17 protein-coding genes and 3 pseudogenes are annotated in these 20,592 nt (G+C 29.7%); 7 read left to right on the forward strand and 13 right to left on the reverse strand.

Going from position 1 to position 20,592, the window contains the following annotated elements; all coding sequences use genetic code 11:
• The first annotated feature begins 123 nt into the window (after positions 1-123).
• The 3 genes and pseudogenes from AJN58_RS10480 (at position 124) to AJN58_RS03640 (ending at position 5,172) form a co-directional block, all read left to right on the forward strand.
• Positions 124-1,641, forward strand: a pseudogene (locus tag AJN58_RS10480) (peptide MFS transporter).
• A 172-nt stretch (positions 1,642-1,813) separates the two neighbouring features.
• A pseudogene (locus tag AJN58_RS03635) lies at positions 1,814-3,366 on the forward strand (peptide MFS transporter).
• 15 nt (positions 3,367-3,381) lie between these two features.
• Positions 3,382-5,172 (forward strand): aminopeptidase P family protein, encoded by a 1,791-nt coding sequence (locus AJN58_RS03640; protein ID WP_070233179.1) that lies wholly within the window; start codon positions 3,382-3,384, stop codon positions 5,170-5,172.
• Between the two features lie 120 nt (positions 5,173-5,292).
• Here AJN58_RS03640 and mrdA read toward each other — a convergent pair whose 3' ends face one another.
• From mrdA to AJN58_RS03700, 12 genes are all read right to left on the reverse strand, one after another.
• On the reverse strand, positions 5,293-7,098 hold the full coding sequence (gene mrdA, locus AJN58_RS03645; RefSeq protein WP_070233177.1) for a penicillin-binding protein 2: 1,806 nt from the start codon (positions 7,096-7,098) through the stop codon (positions 5,293-5,295).
• On the reverse strand, positions 7,099-7,593 hold the full coding sequence (locus tag AJN58_RS03650) for a membrane protein (RefSeq protein ID WP_002855248.1): 495 nt from the start codon (positions 7,591-7,593) through the stop codon (positions 7,099-7,101).
• Positions 7,590-8,186 carry a ribosome biogenesis GTP-binding protein YihA/YsxC gene (gene yihA, locus AJN58_RS03655; protein ID WP_002893924.1) on the reverse strand — a complete coding sequence of 199 codons (597 nt, stop codon included), beginning with the start codon at positions 8,184-8,186 and terminating at the stop codon, positions 7,590-7,592. The genes AJN58_RS03650 and yihA overlap by 4 nt, the downstream gene beginning before the upstream one ends.
• Complete coding sequence (locus tag AJN58_RS03660) at positions 8,183-8,644, reverse strand: LptA/OstA family protein (protein WP_002852252.1); 462 nt, start codon at positions 8,642-8,644, stop codon at positions 8,183-8,185. The genes yihA and AJN58_RS03660 overlap by 4 nt, the downstream gene beginning before the upstream one ends.
• Complete coding sequence (locus AJN58_RS03665) at positions 8,626-9,141, reverse strand: hypothetical protein (RefSeq protein ID WP_070233175.1); 516 nt, start codon at positions 9,139-9,141, stop codon at positions 8,626-8,628. Before AJN58_RS03665 ends, AJN58_RS03660 begins: the two co-directional genes overlap by 19 nt.
• Positions 9,132-9,620: an HAD-IIIA family hydrolase gene (locus tag AJN58_RS03670; protein ID WP_002866504.1), complete on the reverse strand. Its 489-nt coding sequence runs from the start codon at positions 9,618-9,620 to the stop codon at positions 9,132-9,134. The genes AJN58_RS03665 and AJN58_RS03670 overlap by 10 nt, the downstream gene beginning before the upstream one ends.
• A 5-nt stretch (positions 9,621-9,625) precedes the next feature.
• Positions 9,626-10,453, reverse strand: coding sequence for a septal ring lytic transglycosylase RlpA family protein (locus AJN58_RS03675; protein ID WP_070233173.1), 828 nt, complete (start codon positions 10,451-10,453; stop codon positions 9,626-9,628).
• Positions 10,413-11,531 carry a lytic transglycosylase domain-containing protein gene (locus AJN58_RS03680; RefSeq protein ID WP_004305487.1) on the reverse strand — a complete coding sequence of 373 codons (1,119 nt, stop codon included), beginning with the start codon at positions 11,529-11,531 and terminating at the stop codon, positions 10,413-10,415. Before AJN58_RS03680 ends, AJN58_RS03675 begins: the two co-directional genes overlap by 41 nt.
• On the reverse strand, positions 11,531-12,346 hold the full coding sequence (locus AJN58_RS03685; RefSeq protein WP_002861342.1) for a TatD family hydrolase: 816 nt from the start codon (positions 12,344-12,346) through the stop codon (positions 11,531-11,533). Before AJN58_RS03685 ends, AJN58_RS03680 begins: the two co-directional genes overlap by 1 nt.
• On the reverse strand, positions 12,337-13,581 hold the full coding sequence (gene cbrR, locus AJN58_RS03690) for a bile resistance response regulator CbrR (RefSeq protein ID WP_070233171.1): 1,245 nt from the start codon (positions 13,579-13,581) through the stop codon (positions 12,337-12,339). Before cbrR ends, AJN58_RS03685 begins: the two co-directional genes overlap by 10 nt.
• Positions 13,582-13,684: 103 nt before the next feature.
• Complete coding sequence (locus AJN58_RS03695) at positions 13,685-15,208, reverse strand: AAA family ATPase (RefSeq protein ID WP_070233169.1); 1,524 nt, start codon at positions 15,206-15,208, stop codon at positions 13,685-13,687.
• Entirely contained in the window at positions 15,208-16,068 is an 861-nt protein-coding gene (locus tag AJN58_RS03700) for an NAD(+) kinase (RefSeq protein WP_070233167.1), read from the reverse strand. The genes AJN58_RS03695 and AJN58_RS03700 overlap by 1 nt, the downstream gene beginning before the upstream one ends.
• Before the next feature lie 90 nt (positions 16,069-16,158).
• On the opposite strand from AJN58_RS03700, the gene aspS reads away from it, so the two are divergent.
• The 4 genes and pseudogenes from aspS (at position 16,159) to msrA (ending at position 19,552) form a co-directional block, all read left to right on the forward strand.
• On the forward strand, positions 16,159-17,910 hold the full coding sequence (gene aspS, locus AJN58_RS03705) for an aspartate--tRNA ligase (protein ID WP_070233238.1): 1,752 nt from the start codon (positions 16,159-16,161) through the stop codon (positions 17,908-17,910).
• Positions 17,907-18,485: an adenylate kinase gene (locus tag AJN58_RS03710; protein WP_002855137.1), complete on the forward strand. Its 579-nt coding sequence runs from the start codon at positions 17,907-17,909 to the stop codon at positions 18,483-18,485. The genes aspS and AJN58_RS03710 overlap by 4 nt, the downstream gene beginning before the upstream one ends.
• A gap of 9 nt (positions 18,486-18,494) precedes the next feature.
• Positions 18,495-19,013: an inorganic diphosphatase gene (gene ppa, locus AJN58_RS03715; RefSeq protein WP_070233165.1), complete on the forward strand. Its 519-nt coding sequence runs from the start codon at positions 18,495-18,497 to the stop codon at positions 19,011-19,013.
• A 40-nt stretch (positions 19,014-19,053) separates the two neighbouring features.
• Positions 19,054-19,552, forward strand: a pseudogene (msrA, locus tag AJN58_RS03720) (peptide-methionine (S)-S-oxide reductase MsrA).
• 175 nt (positions 19,553-19,727) lie between these two features.
• Here the strand turns inward: msrA and AJN58_RS03725 are convergent.
• Positions 19,728-20,567, reverse strand: coding sequence for an RsmB/NOP family class I SAM-dependent RNA methyltransferase (locus AJN58_RS03725; RefSeq protein WP_079860117.1), 840 nt, complete (start codon positions 20,565-20,567; stop codon positions 19,728-19,730).
• Between the last annotated feature and the right edge of the window lie 25 nt (positions 20,568-20,592).

Consider the following 20,592-nt stretch of genomic DNA (forward strand, 5'->3'; position numbering starts at 1 on the left):
TATTAAAATGTTATATTTTTAAATATTATTATAAAAAAAATATTTAAAAATATTGTAATTTAATTATTTTTCTATTACTATTAGTTAAAATATTTTAAGCATAAAAAAGAAAGGTATTGAGAAGTGACTAAACAAGAAATACAAAAACTCGATGCAAATTTCCTAGGTCATCCCAAGCCTTTATTCTCTCTATCAATGGTAGAACTTTGGGAAAGATTTGCTTTTTATGGCATACGATCTTTACTTGTGCTTTTCATGGCAACAACCATAAGCAAAGGTGGACTTGGAATAAGCACTGAATACGCCTCGGCAATTTATGGCATTTTTGCAGGATGCTTGTATTTAGCAGCACTTCCTGGAGGCTGGATTACTGATAATTATTTAGGGCAAAAAAAGGCTTTATTTCTAGGTTCTTTTATTATAGCTTTAGGACATATTAGCATAGCCTTATCTATTCTAAGCACACCTATATTTTTCCTAGGACTTACTTTTATCGTTATTGGTACTGGATTTTTTAAAACTAGTGCTTCTGTAACAGTTGGAATGTTATATAAACAAAATGATACAAGATGCGATACTGGCTATACGATTTTTTATATAGGAATTAACATTGGAGCATTCATTGCTCCTCTTATATGTGGTTTTGTTCAAGCAAAATAGAATTATCATTTAGGATTTGGCATAGGAGGTTTAGGTATGCTAATCTCTTTGCTTATTTTATATTTTAAAGCTATCCCTGAACTTGAAGAATTTCATAAAAATTGTACTTTAAGGCAAAACTGGGAACAACCATTTAAAAAAAGTAAAAATTTAACTCTTATACTAAGTATAAGCTTGTTAAGTATTATTGGATTTTTTCTAATTTTTATTAATCTTGCAGATATTAATCCCATAATACTATCAAAAAAACTTCTAATTGTAATTTTACTATGTTTGGTAATTTATTTCATATATCTTTTTGTTTTTAAAGCCTTAAAATAACAATTAACAATTTTAATTGTTTTATTCTTTGTAGCCACTTTTTTTTGGAGCACTTTTGAACAAAAACCTACCGCTTATAATCTTTTTGCGCAAGATTTTACAAATAGAAATATTTTTGATTGGAAAATTCCAACAAACTGGTTTCAATCTTTTAATCCAATTTTTATCATCATACTTGCTCCTATAGCAAGTTATATTTGGATATTTTTAGAGAAAAAAAATATATATTTTTCTTCCATTGGAAAATTTACTTTAGGAATATTATTTGCCGGCATTGGTTTTATGATGATGACCTTTGCTTCACAAAATCTAATAAACAACAATGGTTTGCCAATATCCATGGCTTGGATTATCATAAGTATATTCTTTTTAACACTTGGGGAATTATGCATGTCTCCTATTGGACTCTCTATAATGGCTGAGATTACCCCTGATTTAATCGAAAATCAAGTCATGGGACTTTGGTTTGTAGCAAGTGCACTTGGAAATTTTGTTGCAGGACTTATAGGAGGAAATGTCAATATTAAAAACATCGATCAACTTCCTAATATTTTTGGACAATGCATGTGGATGCTTTTTGTTATAGCGCTTTTACTTTTTATTGCTAAAAAACCAATTTATAAAATTCTTAACGAAAAAAATAAGCAATTATCTAACTAAACTTAAAATACAAAATACACCAAAGTTGAAAATTGATCTTAATATTTCTTTTTTTTATATTTGCAAAAAAGTAACATTATGATATAAATCATTTAAAAATATTACAAAGTTATACATATTTTTTTAATTTCTTGTCTATAATTTATAAATAAAAATACACAAAGGATATAAATTGAGTAAAAATGTAAAAAATTTAGATACTTCATTTTTTGGACATCCAAAACCACTTTTATCTCTTTCACTTACTGAGCTTTGGGAAAGATTTTCTTTTTACGGAATTCGTCCCTTGCTTTACCTTTTTATGATAGCAAGTTTTGAAAAAATCGGAATGAACTTAAAACCTGAAGAAGCAAGTGCAATTATGGGAATTTTTGCAAGTTGTTTATATCTTGCTGCTTTGCCAGGTGGATGGCTTGCGGATAATTACTTAGGACAAAAAAGAGCAATTTTACTAGGTGCTTTAACTATAGCATTTGGACATTTGTGCATAGCCTTTTCTTATTTTAACAATAAAATGATTTTTGTTGGTATGTTTTTTTGGTTATAGGTACAGGACTTTTTAAAACTTGTGCTTCTGTAATGGTTGGAATGCTTTATAAAAAAAATGATGCAAGGCGTGACTCTGGTTTTACTCTTTTTTATATGTGCTTTAATTTTGGTGCTTTTGTAGCTCCTTTAATTTGCGGCTTTTTACAAAAAGAATACGGATGGCATTTTGGTTTTGGTGCAGGTGGGATTGGTATGCTTTTAGCGGTAATTATTTTCTACCTAAAAACTATGCCTGATTTAAAAGAATTTGATGAAAAAGTTGGCATAGACTCTACTTGGGATAGACCAAGCAAAAAAAGCAAAAATGCATTTTACATCATCATTGTATCAGGTATTGTTTTACTTGGAGCAATATTTTTAATCCTTGATGGTTTTATAAAATTAGATGCACAAGTTATTAATAAAAATATTATTTTAACTATCTTAGCTTGTGCTGGAATTTATTTTTTATATCTTTTCGCTTTTACTTCTTTAAAAATAGAAGAAAAAAGAAATTTAATTATTTTTATTATTTTATTTTTAGCGGCTGCGTTATTTTGGTCAGTATATGAGCAACAATACACTTCTTTTAATTTTTTTGCAGAAAAATTAACGGATAAAACCATATTAAATTATGAAATTCCTACAATATGGTTTCAATCTCTTGGAGGTTTATTTGTTATACTTTTTGCACCTTTTAGTGCTTTTATATGGACTATATGCGCCAAAAATAATAAAGAAATTTCATCTATTATTAAATTTGCATTAGGACTTTTGGGTGCGGCTTTGGCATTTTTAATAATGGCTTTAGCTTCAAATCATGCGATTAGTTTAAATGGTGATGCTAATACATTAAGAGAAAATTTAGAAAATTCATCACAAATTATTTTAGTTTCACCTTGGTGGCTTGTCAGTAGCTTTTTGCTTATGGTTTTAGGAGAGCTTTGCCTTTCTCCTGTGGGACTTTCTATAATGACAAAAATTGCACCTAATTTAATTAAATCTCAAGTCATGGGACTTTGGTTTGTAGCAAGTGCATTAGGCAATGCTTTAGCTGGATTCATAGGTGGTAAAGCAAGTGAAGAAAATATAGCTTATTTGCCAAATTTATTTTACCAATGTATGTGGATATTACTTGGTGCTGTTATAATTTTACTTATACTCAAAAAACCTATCAATAAAATACTAAAAAATTAATATTAAGGAGAAAATATGAGTATTTACAAACAAAGAGTATTAGAACTTAGAAGATTAATGAAAGAAAATAATATTGACGCCTATCTCATCTTAAGCGCGGATCCGCATTTGAGCGAATATTTACCAGAATATTACAAAAACAGAGTCTTTATCAGTGGCTTTAAGGGTTCTGTTGGAACAGTTCTTATCACACAAGAAGAGGGCTTTTTGTGGGTAGATGGAAGATATTGGCTTCAAGCACAAAAGGAATTAGAAGGTAGTGGCATACTTTTACAAAAGCAAGATGCTAAAAATACTTTTACCAAATGGTTGGAAAAAAATTTAAGCGAAGATCAAATTTTAGGCATCGATTTTGCACTTTTACCTTTATCTTTGCAAAAAGATTTAAAGATTAATTGCAAGGCAAATTTAAAACATATAGATTTGATAAGTCCACTTTGGAAAGATCGTCCCACTTTACCACAAGAAAAAATTTATGAACACGAATTAGAATACTGCTCTTACTCAAGAAAAGAAAAATTAGCATTAGTGCGTCAAAAAATGAAAAATTTAAATGCTACTTCTCATTTAATCTCCAGCCTTGATGATATAGCTTGGCTTACAAATTTAAGAGGGAATGATGTAAATTATAATCCTGTATTTTTAAGTCATTTGCTAATCTTGGAAGACAAAGCTTTGCTTTTTGTTGATCAGAAAAAAGTAAATTCAGAACTTGAAAAAAAATTAAATTTAGATGGGCTTTGGCTTAAAAATTATGATGAAATCATCATGGAGCTTGAAAAACTTGCAAATACAAATTTGCTTATTGAACCTTCAAAAATGACCGCTTTACTCATAAATTCTTTAGATAAAAGCGTAAAAATCATTCAAGAAATTAATCCAAGCACTCACTTAAAAGCAGTTAAAAATACAAAAGAAATAGCGCATATACAAGATGCTATGATAGAAGATGGAGTGGCTTTATGTAAATTTTTTGCATGGCTTGAAGAAGCGATAGAAAATAAAGAATTAATAAGCGAATTAGACATAGATGCTAAAGCAAGCGAATTTAGAGCACAAAGCAAGCACTACATAAGTGATAGTTTTGCCACTATAGCAGGCTTTAACGAAAACGCAGCATATCCACATTATAAAGCCACAAAAGAGAGTTTTGCTTATCTTAAAAAAGATGGGCTTTTACTTATTGATTCTGGTGGACAATATAAAAACGGCACAACAGATATTACACGCGTTGTACCAATAGGAAAGGCTAATGCAGAACAAATTCATGACTATACCTTGGTTTTAAAAGCACATATTGCCATTTCCAGTGCAATTTTTCCAAAAGATATAGCTATGCCCTTACTTGATGCAATTACACGCGCACCTTTATGGAAAGAACAAATTGACTATATACACGGCACAGGACATGGCGTGGGATATTTTTTAAATGTCCATGAAGGTCCACAAGTTTTATCTTATCTATCCCCTGTGCTTGAAAAAACAAAAGTCAAAGAAGGTATGCTAACCTCCATAGAGCCAGGTATTTATAAAGTAGGTAAATGGGGTATAAGACTTGAAAATTTAGTTATTCATACCAAAGTAGAAAATCCTAAAAATAAAGATTTTGGAGAGTTTTTATACTTTAAACCTGTTACTCTTTGTCCTTTTGAAATATCTTGTATTGATACAAAAATGTTAGATGAAAAAGAAAAAAAATGGTTAAACGATTATCACAAAGAAGTATTTGAAAAACTTTCTCCTAAGCTAGGTGATTATCCAAAAGCTCTAGTTTGGCTTGAAAAAAGAACAAAAGCCATCTTTTAAGATACTTTTGTTAATATAGATAAATTTTCCTTGTATTAAACTTATAATTTGTTTAATACAAGGTTTTTAAACCAATTGCTAAAAAAGTTTTTTTTGAAAAACTTAATTTACAACTAGAAATTATTTAAAATATCCAAGTTCAATCATTTTTTGATAAATTTTAGCTACAGTTGCCCCTGAAGTAATATTTCTCCCACCATGCTCCAAAAGAACGGTAACTACATATTTTGGCTTAGAATAAGGAGCATAAGAAGTAAGCCACGCATGAGATCTAGTATAATACTCAAATTGTTTTTCATCAACCCTATTTTTATCTGTCTGTGAAAATCCCACAACCTGAGCAGTTCCTGTTTTTGCTGCAACTTTCACATCAAGATTATGCAAATAACGATAAGAGGTTCCTCCTTGCTCATTGGCAACAGCATACATTGCATCTCTTATATAAGGTAATTGACTCTTTTCAAATAAAGTAAAAATTTCTTTTTTATTTTCATCCATTTGATTTTCTATAGTTGTATTATTATTTTCTATGCTTTTTAAAAAATGAGGTATAACCTCTCCACCTTTTGCGATTTGAGCTGTATATCTAGCAATTTGCATAGGTGTTGCAAGAAAACTACCTTGACCTATAGCTGTATTTAAAGTATCACCTTGAAACCAAGATTGTCTATATCTTTGCATCTTCCATTCTTTACTTGGTAAAGTTCCTAAAAATTCACTAGGTAAATCTACCCCTGTTTTCGCTCCAAAGCCAATGCGAGATAAAGTTTCACTTATTTGATCGATTCCAACTTGCAAACTGCCATTATAAAAATAAACATCACAACTATATTTTATCGCATGTTTTAAATCCACAGGTCCATGGCCTGATCGATTCCAACATCTAAAAAACCTGCCTCCAAGCTCAATGCTTCCATTGCAAACATATTGAGTCGACGGGCTAATATTTTTAGAATTTAAAAAAGAAAGCCCTACTCCCATTTTTACAACAGAGCCTGGAGGATAATATCCATTTATAAGTTTATTTGTAAAAGGATGATCAAGACTATTTGAAAGCTCATCCCAATCCTTAAAAGAAATCCCTGTTACAAAAGGATTAAGATCATATTCAGGGAAACTCCCTGCAGCCAAAATAGATCCATCATTTACATTCATAATTATAGCAGCTCCAGCATTCCCTTCAAACAATGAAGTTAAATAAGACTGAAGCTCTATATCTATCGTAAGTTCTATATCATTAGACTTAGCAGGAGTGTAAGAAAGCTGTTCTACTTCTTGATTTAAGGCATTAACCTTATAAACCCTGGTTCCTTTTTCTCCTTGTAAAATATCATTATAATAGCGTTCTATACCGCTTTTTCCCGTATAGTTAGAAAGTTTTGCTATTTCATTTTCTTGAACATCTTGCAAATTTGCCTTACCTACATACCCAATAATATGCGAAGCCAATTTTCCAAAAGGATATTTTCTTTTTACAACAGGATCTATTTTTATTGTTTTATTAAGATTTAACTCTGAATAATGCGGAATAATCTCATCGTAGGGTATAAAATCTACAACTTTAATAAAATCTTGATTATAGTAAGAATCATTTCTCTTATAAATTTCTGCTAATTTACTAGCATTTAAATCGGGAAATAAATTTGTAAGTTCAGATAATTCTTTATCTAAAATTCCCTTATTTGACTTTTTAATACTTAAATAAGGTTTAATAGAGATACTAAAACCCAAATCATTAATAGCTAATAAAGTTCCATTTCTATCTGTAATTTGACCCCTAACGGGTGGTAAAAATTCAGTTTTTATGGCATTTTGTTTGGCAAGTTCTTCATAATATACATTTGATTTTATACTCAAATAATACACACGACTTAATAAAAATATAAAAAACAATAGTATAAATCCAACAACTAAACGCATTCTCATTTAAATTTTACCTTTAAAAAACACATAAGCTAAACAACATTCTATAAAAACTGAAACAATATACGCCCATCCTAAAATTTTAATTTTTTCATCTCCAATATAAGACAATATCATATCCAAAAACAAAATAATGCCGTAAGCACAAAGCACAAAAACAACAGGGATAAATTTACCAATTTTTAAATTTGTCTTAATCCAATCTGCACAAAGATAATAAAAAATAAAAAATGCCAACCAAGATGAAAAAATAAAAAAATTATAAGTTATATCAGTAAAAAATAAAAAAAATAAAGAAAAATACCATCTAAAATCAAGCTTTGAAAAAGTTCTTTCTCTCTCTTCTAGTAAGCAAAACATATAACAGAAAAAAATCCCATAAAGTAACGGAGCATATATAAAAGTCGAACCAAGAATCTGATAGATTAGAAAAAAAAATCCTAAAAAGACATAAGCTCCATTAAATTTTGCTTTATAAGCACTTAAATTTCTTCTCATTTATCAAGACCTAAAGTTTGATTGATAATAATATCTTCTAAAGAATCAAGGCCAAATTTATTCAAATTTGAAACTAAAATAGAGTCTTTAAATTCATTTTTTAACTTAGCTTTTTCACTTTGATTTAATTTATCGCATTTGGTAAAAACTTTTAAAATTTTTTGATCAGGTCGTAAAAATCTTTTCAAATAGTCATTTAAATTTACATCGATCTCTAAATGAGTATGTCTTGAATCGATTAAATGTATAAATAACTTTATCGAGGTTCTTAATTTTAAAAATTCATCTAAGTTTTGATTCCATATTTCTTTTAAATTTTTAGAAACCTTTGCATAACCAAACCCTGGCAAATCGATAAAATTGATATTAAATTTTTCTTCATTTCTTTTGCAAGTTACTTCGAAAAAATTTATAAGCTGAGTTTTTCCAGGAGTTGCCGAACTTTTGGCTAAATTTTTTTGTTTACACAAAGAATTGATTAAAGAACTTTTTCCGACATTGGAACGCCCTAAAAATGCTACTTCACTAAAATTTGAGCTCAAATTCTCATCAAATTTCACTAAAGAAGTGATAAATTTAGCACTAATTATCATTTGTCTTTAAGATCAAATACAAAACGAGCAGGTTTTTGATCCTTGCTCTCTACTCGATAAATATTAGCTTTTCTATCGACTATTATTTTATCACCAAAAAGTTTTTGATTGCTTCCAAGCTCATTTATATAAGCATGGCCATTAATCTCGTAAGTATCTTTAATAACATTATAAATAAATTTATCTCCACTACCTTTATAAGTTTTACCTTTTAAAACAATCTTAAACCTAGCGTTTTGCATTGCTTCATAACGAATAGGTTTGCGATTTTTATCCGTATAAATAATCAATTTTTCAGAATTTAAAATATCATCACCTCTAATTACTTCTACATTTCCACTAAGAATACTTTCACCCTTATTTTCATCTGAATAAAAATTTAAAGCTTTTACTTCAATTTGAGTTGCCCAAGTTACACTTACACAAACTAACAATAAAATTATTTGTCTTGCAACCACGCGTTTACTCCTTGGATATTTAAAATTTTGTTTTTTACATCATAGTTTAAAGTATTTCCGTTAATAATACTTCCATTAATTAGAGCTTTAAAATCAGTATTTGTATATAGAACTTTATTCTTAGGTTCGTATTCTACCTCTTGGGAAATAATTTTGACATTATTAGTACCTATATAAGTAACATTTCCTTCAAATAAAACCTTGCTCATATCTTTATTAAAAAATTCTAAACGATTTGCACTAAGATTAAAATCTAAATTTAAAGTAATAAAATCATTAAATTCATCTCTATCTGCATATCTCACCCAAGAATTTGCCTTATAATATGCCTTAATTGTACTAGTATTACTCTCATAAGCTTTCAAATTTTTAGCCTCAATATTTTTAAAATTTAAAGCATTAGTTTGCAAATTCAAAGAATATGGATCTTGCAAACTTAAAATCGTAAAAGTAATTGTAAAAAGAGCAATTAAAATTCCAAAAATTTTTATAGCCAAAGCTTATTCCATTCTTCTTCTAGATGATTTTTTTCTACTAAAATTTCTATCATCTGTGCTACAGCAGCCTTACCACCTTTTTTGCTAAGCACTATGTCTACATTTAAATCTTTATGACCATCTTTTGGCTTAAAACTAAGTCCTACACTTTCAAGCAAAGCCTTATCGTTAAAATAATCCCCAATAGCCGCACACTGAGAAAAATCTAAATTAAGTTTTTGTAAAATTTCTTTTGCACAAGCTAACTTATCCTTGATGCCTTGATATAAAATTTCTATTTTTAAATCTTTAGCTCTTTTTTCAACACAAGGACAATTTCTACCTGTAATAATAGCAATTTTTTTACCAAGCTTTAGCCAAGCCTCGATAGCCGCTCCATCTTTTACATCAAATTCTTTAATAAATTCTCCATTAGAAGTATAAATAATCTTCCCATCAGTTAAACAGCCATCTACATCCAAAAAAATCAATTCTGTCATAATTTCTACTCTCTTACAACAAATGCACCTGCAAATGTACCACTTGCAGCAAAATCCCTTGCTTCATCTTCACTTCTAAAGCCTGTTAAGAAAACGCGATTTAACCCATCCACTGAGCTTGTGCGTATAGTAGAGCTATAAGTTCTATAAGTTTTATATCTTGCTGCTATCGTTTGTGCTCCAGCTGGGTTTTTAAAGGCTCCAATTTGAACCATGAAATTTCCACCTTCATAAATTTGTCCATTATTTGCAATCTCTCCACTATTTCCATAGTTTACATTAGAATGTACAATATTATTACCCGAATTACTTGATCCAAACCCTATAACCTCAAGCCTTACTGGAGCTGTTCCTGAAGCAATCATATCAATTTGACTAGCAGCTCCTTTTGATAAATCTATAATACGATTATTCACAAAAGGACCTCTATCATTTATACGAACGGTAACTTGACGATTGTTATTTAGATTAGTTACTTTTAAGATAGTATTCATAGGTAAAGTTTTATGAGCCGCGGTTAAAGCATTTTGATTATAGGTTTCACCATTAGAGGTTTTCTTGCCGTGAAAGCCTGGCCCATACCAACTCGCAATACCATCAGCAGTTTCACCTACTGCTACAACAGTGGGATAATAAGTTTTACCATTGATAGTATAAGGCTTCATCGTTCCTTTAGTCCCTGAAGAACTAGGACTGCTTTTAAAATCATTTGAAGGATAATACACTTGAGCATTATCCAAGCTAGAAAAAAAACTAGTGCCTAAACAACCACTAAAAAATAAAGCCCCTAGACTAACGGCTGACAACTTTAGTGTAATTGTTTTTATTTGCATTTTTATTCTCCTTGATTGGTATAATTAATTTTTGATTAATACTAAGATGATTTTTTGCTATTTTATTAAATTCTCGAATTTCATCAACACTTATATTATAATTTCTTGCTATTTTATATAAAGAGTCACCAGACTTAACGGTATAAGTTCTTGTCATAGGTATAGTTGTATCAACCTTCGCAAGTTTTTCTGCTTTAAAATTTTTATCAAAAAATGCCACTTTATTAAGTGGTATATACATATAATACCCTTTACCAGGAGGCGTAAAATTATGTTTAAATTGTGGATTATATTTCTTAAAAGTTGCAAGATCCATATTTAAATTTTTAGCTATTTCTTTTAAAGATGCAGAAGAAGGCACATCAACTTTTGCGAATTCGTTGCTTAAAGCATAATTCATTAAAGACGCATCTTTATCTAGTAAAAAATCCCTATCATTGGCTAAAAAAGCAAGCGTTAAAATTTTTCTTATAAAATTTCTAGTTTCTAAAGAAAGATATTTCTTATCAGGGTTCAATAAAACACTTAAATCATCACTTCCTGCTTGCTTGATAGCTTGTCTTAGTTTACCATTTCCACAATTATAAGCTAAAAGCGCTAAATACCATTTGCCAAATTCTTCTTTTAACTCTTTTAAATAATTTGTAGCGGCATAAGTTGACTTGACCGGATCACGCCTTTCATCAACATAAGCATCGATTCTTAAACCCAAATTTCTAGCTGTTGGTTGCATAAATTGCCAAACCCCTACAGCCTTGGCATTAGAAACACTATGAGTTTTCAAGCCTGATTCAACCATAGCTAGATACAAAATCTCATCAGGAACTTCCTGCTGGGCTAAAATTTTTCTTATCATAGGAGTAACTTTTGAAAAATTTTGCATACTATCTATTAAAGTTTGAGCGTGTTTTGATTTTATATCTTGTTGAGTTTGCACAAAAATCAAATCACTAATAAAACTTGGATTAATATCCAAATTTCTTAAAACATTCATTTGTCTTTCATAAAATTCAGGAGTATTAATTTGTGCAAAAAGAAAATTAAAACATATTAAAAAACACAATAAAATTTTTTTCATCAATAACCTTTAAAAAATAATTTTTCAGAATTGTTAAAACAAATTTCTAAAAGCTCTTTTCTTGATAATTTCAATACTTCACACATTTTGTTTGCTACAAATTGAGTTAACAAAGGTTCATTTCTTTTACCGCGATAAGGCTCTGGAGTAAGATATGGAGCATCAGTTTCAAGTAGCAGTCTATCTTTTGGAATTTTAGGTAAAATTTCAACTAATTTCTTAGCATTTTTAAAAGTTAAAACTCCTCCAATACCAAAATAAAATCCATCTTCAAAAAGAGTTAGCAAATGTTCGCTTGCATTAAAGCAGTGTAAAACTCCTCCTACAAGATCCTTAGAATACCCATGTAAAATCTCATAAGTATCATGATTTGCTTCTCTTGAGTGAATGATAACAGGTTTTTTAAATTCAATAGCAAGTTCAAGCTGTGCGATAAAAATCTTTTTTTGATTTTCTTTTTCTTTTTGAATTTCTTCAGCAAGATCACTTTTAAAACGGAAATAATCAAGCCCACATTCACCTACAGCTACACACTTTTCATCGCATAAATACTGCCTTAAAATTTTCTCATCATAATTATCAATTTCATAAGGATGCACCCCTGCTGCAAAAAAAATATTTTTATATTTATGAGCAATTGTAGCTGCATAAGGCAAGTCTTTTATATCAGCACCAGGTATGATGATTTTCTCTATACCATTTTTAAAAGCACGATTTAAAGTTTCATCTAAATCATCTTTAAATGCTTCACTGTCTAGATGGCAATGCGTATCAACAATCCTTAAACCATCTTGAAAATCAAGATTTAAGAACATACTTCAACTCTATCCTTGCCGTTATCTTTTGCTTGAGACAATATTTTACTTGCTTTATCAACCAAAGAATCAATCTTATCTCCACTTTTTCCAAAAACCACGCCTATAGAAGCTGTAAAAAAGACTTCATCTAAATTAACTAAAACACCAGCTTTTTTTATATTTACTCGTATACGAGAAAAAATTTTAATCGCTCTTTCTTGGGATATATTTTTAAGTAAAATACAAATTTTTTCTGCACTATATCTACCTACAAGATCTCTTCCTTTAGTTTCATTAACTATTTCATTGGCGCAGATTTTAATTGCTTCATCACCAACTTCACGGCCGTATTCATCGTTAATCATTTGAAGATTATCTATATCTAAGAAAGCAAAAGCAAATTCCTCGTCTTTTGTTGCTATTTCGTTAAAATAATCATCTATTCCATCGATTAAAGCATTATAATTTTTAACCCCAGATACAGGATCTAAAACATTATAAGTGCTTAAAAATTTTTTATCATCCATGTAAGATAAACAACGATCTAAGCGACAATTAAAACTTTCTTTGCTTAAAGGCTTAAACAAATACTCATTAACTCCATTTTTAAAAGAATTCGCTTCAAATGAATCATTATGATCCCCCAAAAGAATCACACCTAATTCATCATCACTAAAACGTTCTCTTACTTGAGTTAAAAGCTCAAAACCGCTAATTACTGGCATATTGACATCTGCTATAATAAGCTTAACATCATTATTATCATTTAAATAACTCATTGCTTCTTCACCATGAGCTGCAGCTAAAACATTAAATTGTCTTTGAGTAAGTATTTTTTTAATTTCATTACGTTCAGGTAGCTTGCTCATAGCTAAAATCACTTTAGTTTTTGCATATTGATTAAGTTTTATAATAGAACTAATAATCTCATCAATGCAAGTTTCACTTTCTTTAAAAATATAATCTAATATATCTTTATCCATAAATTTTTCTTTAGTAGCCTTATCACCACTAGCCGTAAGAACAATAGCAGGAATTTTCTTTTCTATAACATAATCCACAACTTCACCATTTGGGGCATCTGGCAAACATAAATCCACAAAAGCTAAAAAATAATTATTGTTCATTAACTCCTTGGCTTCAGCAAAATCAAAAGCAATATCTACCTCATAATCTAAAGTCATTTGAATTTTTTTAGCTAAAAGTTTGCCAAGCATTTTATTATCATCAATAATTAAAATTTTCTTATTCATAGTGTGTAAAATACCTTTATATCTAAAATTTTTAATATATTTATTTCAAAAGAAAGGAAATTTTATAGTTATATATTTTAACATAGTAAAATAAAAAATCCGCTTAATTCTTAAACAAGGTCTTAGCAAATTCGATTGCTTCATCACTAACAAGCTCTCCACTTACCATCCTAGCAAGCTCTTTAATTCTTTCTTTTTGATCAAGCTTTTTTACCTTACTTTCTTCGCCATTTTTTTCAACTAAAAAATGATTATGCGCCTTAGAAGAAAGTTGAGGCAAATGAGAAATAGCAAAAATTTGATAAAACTTAGAAAGCTCCTCTAAAACCTTAGCTATACTCATAGCCTCTTTTCCACTTAAATTTGCATCGATTTCATCTAAAAATAATATCCCTTTACCTGCATTTAAAATTTTACATTCTGTGGCTATAAAAGCAAGTCTTAAGCGATTTAATTCACCTGAACTTAAATTTTTTAAATGAGCTAAATTAATATCTAGCATTATCTCATCTTTGCCTAAAATTGAAATTTTTTCACTTTCTTTAAGCGTCAAACTTGCATCTTTCATATAAAGTTCTTTAAGATAATTATTTAAACATTTTTCTAATTTTTTAAGGTTTTTCTTTCTTGTTTGAGTTAAAATTTGTGCTTTTTCTTCTAATTTTTGTTTTGATTCTTGAAATTTTTTTTCAAGTTCTTTTTTTTCAAAACTTAAATTTTCATAATGTTCTAGTTCATGTTTTTTTTGTTTTAAAACTTCTAAAGCATTTTCTATGCTTTCATAACGCTTGATGAGATAGGATAAATTTTCAATACGATCTAAAAGTGTCTCCACATCAAAATCCAAATCTTCCATTTTTTGATTTTCACAAATCACACGCAATTCATTTAAACATTCACTAAAAAAACTCGCATCAACTTCGCTTAAATTTAAAGCTTCAATAACAACTTTTTCAAGCTCAAAAATACGCTCTGCCTTACTCCAAGCTTCTTCTAATTTATCTTTTTTAGAAAGCTTCTTTTTAAGTATTAAAAGCTCTTCATACTCGCCTATTTTAGGATTAATGCTTGAAATTTTTTCAATTTGTACTCTAGCTAATTCTTTTAATTCTTCTACTTTTTTTTCTTCTTCTAAAATTGCATTAAGCTCATTAGAAATTTGACTATAAGCATTAAAATCTTTTTTAAAATCTTCTAAAAAGGAAACAAAATTTGTATTTTCTTGCATTTCCAAGGCATCTAAGAGATTTAAAAATTTTTCATTTCCAAATTCGTTATTTTCCTTTGCGCTTAAATACTTAATAAAAGTTTTACTTAAATTTTGCAAACTTTTTTTCGCTATGCTTTGATTGTTAATAAAATATTTTGTGTTTTTTTCTTTTAAAAGCTTAAAAACATTCTCCTCTTCGCTTTCTATGCCAAAACTTTCTAAATCTAATTTATCATCTAGTTCTATTTCGACAATTTTAGCCTCACTTTCACTCAAAGAAAATGCGGATAAAATTCCTTTAAACAAGACCGATTTTCCAGCTCCACTTAACCCTGTAAAAACGGTAAGTCCTTTAGAAATTTCAAGCTCAGCCTTTTTAAAACCAAGATTTTCTTTCATAAAAATTCTATTTATCATCAATTTCCCCAGTGTAATTTTTCTTTTAAAATTTGAAAATAATCTCTATTTTTTGGGTGAATTAAAGCCACATTTTTATCACTTAAACCCACTTTTATACTTTTAAAATTATTCATTTTATAATTTTCTTGCCCATCAATACAAAGTATGCAATCCTTTGCCATAATCTCTATTTCAAAACCTTTTGGTAAGACAATAGGGCGTTGTGTTAAAGAATGAGAACAAACAGGAGTTAAGATAAAAGCTTGAGCTAAAGTATAAACTATGGGCCCATTTGCACTTAAATTATAAGCTGTTGAACCCGCAGGAGTTGCAATAATAAGCCCATCTCCAAAATATTCATTAAATTTCTTTTCTTTTCTAAAAACTTCTATATGAGCCATAGAAGCTTGATTATTTTTACTAATAACCACATCATTAAAAGCCAATTTTTCTAAAATTTTTCCTTGCCTATCTTCTAAAAAAACACTTAACAAATAAGGCTTTTCTATTCTAAATTCTCCTTGAAAAAAAGCTTGAAAAAAATTTTCAGCTTCATCAACTTTAAAATCTGTTAAAAAACCTAAATGTCCAGCATGAATTCCTAAAACTGCTTTATCGTATTCACAAGCTTTACGGCATAAAGAAATCAAAGTCCCATCTCCACCTAAAGAAATAACAAAATCAGATATTTTAAACAAATCATCCAATCCATACTTTGGCAAATCTAAAATTTCAGAACTTTCTTTAAATAATACAAGTTCAACTTTATATATAGATAAAATCGATTGAAGTTTTAAAATTTCCTTATCTAAACTCACATTGGGTCGTGTAACAAGTCCAATTTTTTTAATATTTTTATGATCTATTTTATTTTGCATAAAAAATTATATCAAATCTTAGCAAAGCAAAAGAATAAAAATACTATAATTTTGCTCATTATCTTAAAAAATCTTTTTCAAGGAATAAATTTGCGAAGTCATTATAATACAGACTTGGGAATTTCCCATGTTGGTCAAAGCGTTAAACTTTGCGGTTGGGTAAATAGCTACCGCGATCATGGTGGAGTTATTTTTATAGATTTAAGAGATAGAAGTGGTATTATCCAACTTGTTTGCGATCCAAATGATAGTAAAGAAGCTCATGAAATCGCTTCCAATGCAAGAAATGAATTTGTACTTATTACAGAAGGTACTATTCGTCCACGTGGTGAAGGACTTGTAAATCCTAAATTAAAAACAGGAGAAATCGAAGTAGTTGTTTCTAAACTTACCATAGAAAATGAAAGTGCCGTGCCTCCTTTTGCTATCGCTGATGAAAGTGTAAATGAAGAATTACGTTTAAAATATCGCTTTTTAGATTTAAGAAATCCTAAACTTTATGAAAATTTTGCCCTGCGTTCTAAAGCTTGTATAGCAGCTAGAAATTCTTTGGCAAATATGGGATTTTTAGAAGTTGAAACCCCTATTCTTACCAAAGCTACCCCTGAAGGCGCAAGAGATTATCTCGTACCTTCTCGTGTGCATCAGGGTGAATTTTACGCTCTTCCACAAAGCCCTCAGCTTTTCAAACAACTTTTAATGTGTAGCGGTTTTGATCGTTATTTTCAAATCGCAAAATGTTTTAGAGATGAAGATTTAAGAGCTGATCGCCAACCTGAATTCACACAAATTGATGTTGAAATGAGTTTTTGCGAACAAAAAGATGTGATCAATGTAGCCGAAACTTTTTTAAAAGATATTTTCAAAGCTTGCGGCAAAGAAATTCAAACCCCTTTTAGACAAATGCAATACAAAGACGCTATGGAGAATTATGGCTCTGATAAGCCGGATTTAAGATTCGATCTTAAATTTATTGATGTGATTGATATTTTTGCTAAGTCAAATAATGAAATTTTTGCAAATATCGCCAAAGATACAAAGAAAAATCGCATCAAAGCCATACGCGTTCCAAAAGGCGATACTATTTTTTCAAAAAGACAAATGCAAAGATTTGAAGAATTTGTGCGTAAATTTGGCGCTCAGGGCTTAGCTTTCATACAAGTTAAAGAAGATGGGCTTAAAGGTCCACTTTGCAAATTCTTTAGCGAAGAAGATTTAAATGAACTCAGCAAACGCTGTGAGCTTGAAGTAGGAGATGTGGTATTTTTCGGTGCAGGAGCTAAAAAAACCGTGCTTGATTATATGGGAAGATTTAGAATTTTCTTAGCCAACGAGTTAAATCTTATAGATCCAAATGCCTTAGAATTCTTATGGGTTGTTGATTTTCCTATGTTTGAGCAAAATGATGACGGAAGTTATTCTGCGATGCACCATCCTTTTACTATGCCAAAAAATATCAATGAAGCTGATTTAGAAGAAATTTCATCTATCGCTTATGATGTAGTACTAAACGGCGTTGAGCTAGGTGGAGGTAGTATAAGAATCCATAAAAACGATATTCAGCAAAAAGTATTTAAACTTTTAAATATAGATGAAGAACAACAAAAAGAAAAATTTGGTTTCTTGCTTGATGCTTTAAGTTTTGGTGCTCCACCACATGGAGGTATTGCTATAGGACTTGATAGACTCATCATGCTAGTTACAGGAGCAAACAGCATAAGAGAGGTTATAGCCTTTCCAAAAACCCAAAGAGCGCAATGCTTAATGACAGATGCACCATCACCTGCTAACAATGAAGCAATGAGAGAATTAGGAATCAAATTAAGGGAGAATATAAAATGAAAGAATTGTTTTTAATCATAGGTGCACCAGGTAGTGGAAAAACTACCGATGCTAGTTTAATCGCACAAGCAGATGCGACAAATATCACACACTATTCAACAGGCGATCTTTTAAGAGCTGAAGTAGCAAGCGGGAGTGAACTTGGAAAAACTATAGATAGTTTTATATCCAAAGGCAATCTTGTTCCTTTAGATGTTGTTGTAAATACTATAGTTTGCGCACTAAAAGCTGCTCCAACTAAAACTATCATCATCGATGGCTATCCAAGAAGCGTAGAACAAATGATGGAATTTGACAAGGTTTTAAGTGAGCAAAATGAAATTTGTCTTAAAGGTGTCATAGAAGTAAGAGTAAGCGAAGAAGTTGCCAAAGAAAGAGTTTTAGGCAGAAATCGTGGTGCAGATGATAATGAAGAAGTATTTTACAATAGAATGAAAGTTTATACAGAACCTTTAAATGAAATTTTAGATTTTTATCAAAAGAAAAAACTTCATTTTATTATTGATGGAGAGCGCACTATCGAACCTATCGTTGCAGACATGAAAGAACTGATTAAAAAAATTCAAAGTATATAAGGAGAAAAAATGGATTTAAGCAAAATCAAAATCGGAGATATTCCAAATAAAATCAATGCCGTAATCGAAATTCCATACGGCTCAAACATAAAATACGAAATCGATAAAGATAGCGGCGCTATCATGGTAGATCGCATTATAGCTAGTGCGATGTTTTACCCAGCAAACTATGGCTTTATTGCCAATACTTTGGCTGATGATGGTGATCCTGTGGATATTTTAGTGCTTAATGAATATCCTATCCAAGCTGGAGCCGTGATTCCTTGCCGCTTAATCGGTGTTTTAATCATGGAAGATGAAAAAGGAATGGACGAAAAACTTCTTGCAGTTCCAAATTCAAAAATAGATGCAAGATATGACAATATAAAAACTTACACAGATTTACCACAAGCAACTTTAAATAAAATCAAAAATTTCTTTGAAACTTATAAAATTTTAGAGCCAAACAAATGGGTTAAAGTGCAAGATTTCAAAGATGAAAAAGCTGCAATTGAAATTTTAGAAAAAGCAATCAAAAACTACAAATAATCTTAGCCCTTCAAAGGGCTAAAATCAAGGAAAACTCACAATGAAAAATATCGTTTTAGGTGGTGGTTGTTTTTGGTGTGTTGAAGCTGTATTTGAACGCCTAAAAGGTGTAATCGATACTGAAGTTGGATATAAGCGGAGGAAATCCAAATCCTAGCTATGAAAGCGTGTGCAATGGTGATGGTAACATAGAAGTTGTCAAAATAAATTATGATGAAAAACAAATCTCTCTTCTTGAAATCTTAACACTCTTTTTTAAAATTCATGATCCAACAAGTATAGATAAACAAGGTGGAGATATTGGTATACAATATCGCTCAATAATCTTTTACGAAAATGAAGAAGATAAAATTTTAGCTCAAAATTTCATCGAAGAACAGCAAAAAATATTTAGCAAAAAAATAGTTACTAAAATTTCAAGATTGCAAACTTACTACAAAGCTGAAAACTATCATCAACATTATTTTACAAATAATCCCAATCAAGGATATTGTCAAGCTGTAATAGCTCCAAAACTGCAAAAAATACAATCAGACTAATTGCATCTTTTTAAGGTTAAAAAAATTTCAACTTTATTCACAGCCTTTTCACGCTGTGATTTTCTTTTCAAAGTGCTTAAAAATAGAACTTTAAGCTTTAAAATAAAGAAAAAATTATTTATTGTTTTTTAAGTTTTTTTATGAATTTGTATTTCAATGTGAATAATTTTATTAATTAACATAATCTCCTAAGCTTAGCTATGAAAAATCCATCATAGTCTAAGCTTGGTAAAATCCGTCTACATTTTGAAATTTCAGCAAATTCTTCACTTTGCCCTGCTTTAGCCTCAACATTTTCCAAATCAATATCTAAAAGCTCTAATTTAAATTCGCTTTTTAAAGCATTCTCTACCACTTCTTCATTTTCTTCTTTGGTAAAGGTGCAAGTACTATATACAAGCTCTCCACCTATTTTTAATGCCTTTAAAGCAGAATGTAGAAGTTTTTTTTGAGTTTTTGCAATATTTTTGATTTCTTTATAACTTTTTTCCAAATCAAAACCTATTTTAGCAAAAGTTGAACAAGGCGCATCGAGTAAGATTTTATCAAATTTTAAAGGACATAAATTGCCTATATTTTTACCATCTTTCATAAAAACTTTAGCATTCACGCCGTAATTTTTAAGATTTTTTTGCAAAATAAAAAATCTATCCCTACTCATCTCATTGCAAGCTAAATAACCTGTATTTTGCATAAAATTTGCAAGATTGATACTTTTGCCACCCGGAGCTGCACACATATCAAGAACACTTTGCCCTGCTTTGACCTCTAAATTTAAAGCACACAAATAAGAAGAATAATTTTGTATATAAAAGTACGCCTCATTAAAAGCTTTCATAGAACTTAAGATGGCTTTATCTTTGGCGTCAAACAAATAACAATAAGCATTAATCTTTTTAAATTTTAAATTTTGTTTTAAAAATTCTTTTTCTAATTCTTCAGTGCTAATTTTTAAAGTATTTGCAAATACGCAAACATTTTTTTCTTGAGTAAAAGAAGATAAAATATTTTGCATTTCATCTTTGGTATAAAGTTTTTCT

Source organism: Campylobacter sp. BCW_4321 (assembly GCF_001763075.1).
GTDB lineage: Bacteria > Campylobacterota > Campylobacteria > Campylobacterales > Campylobacteraceae > Campylobacter_D > Campylobacter_D jejuni.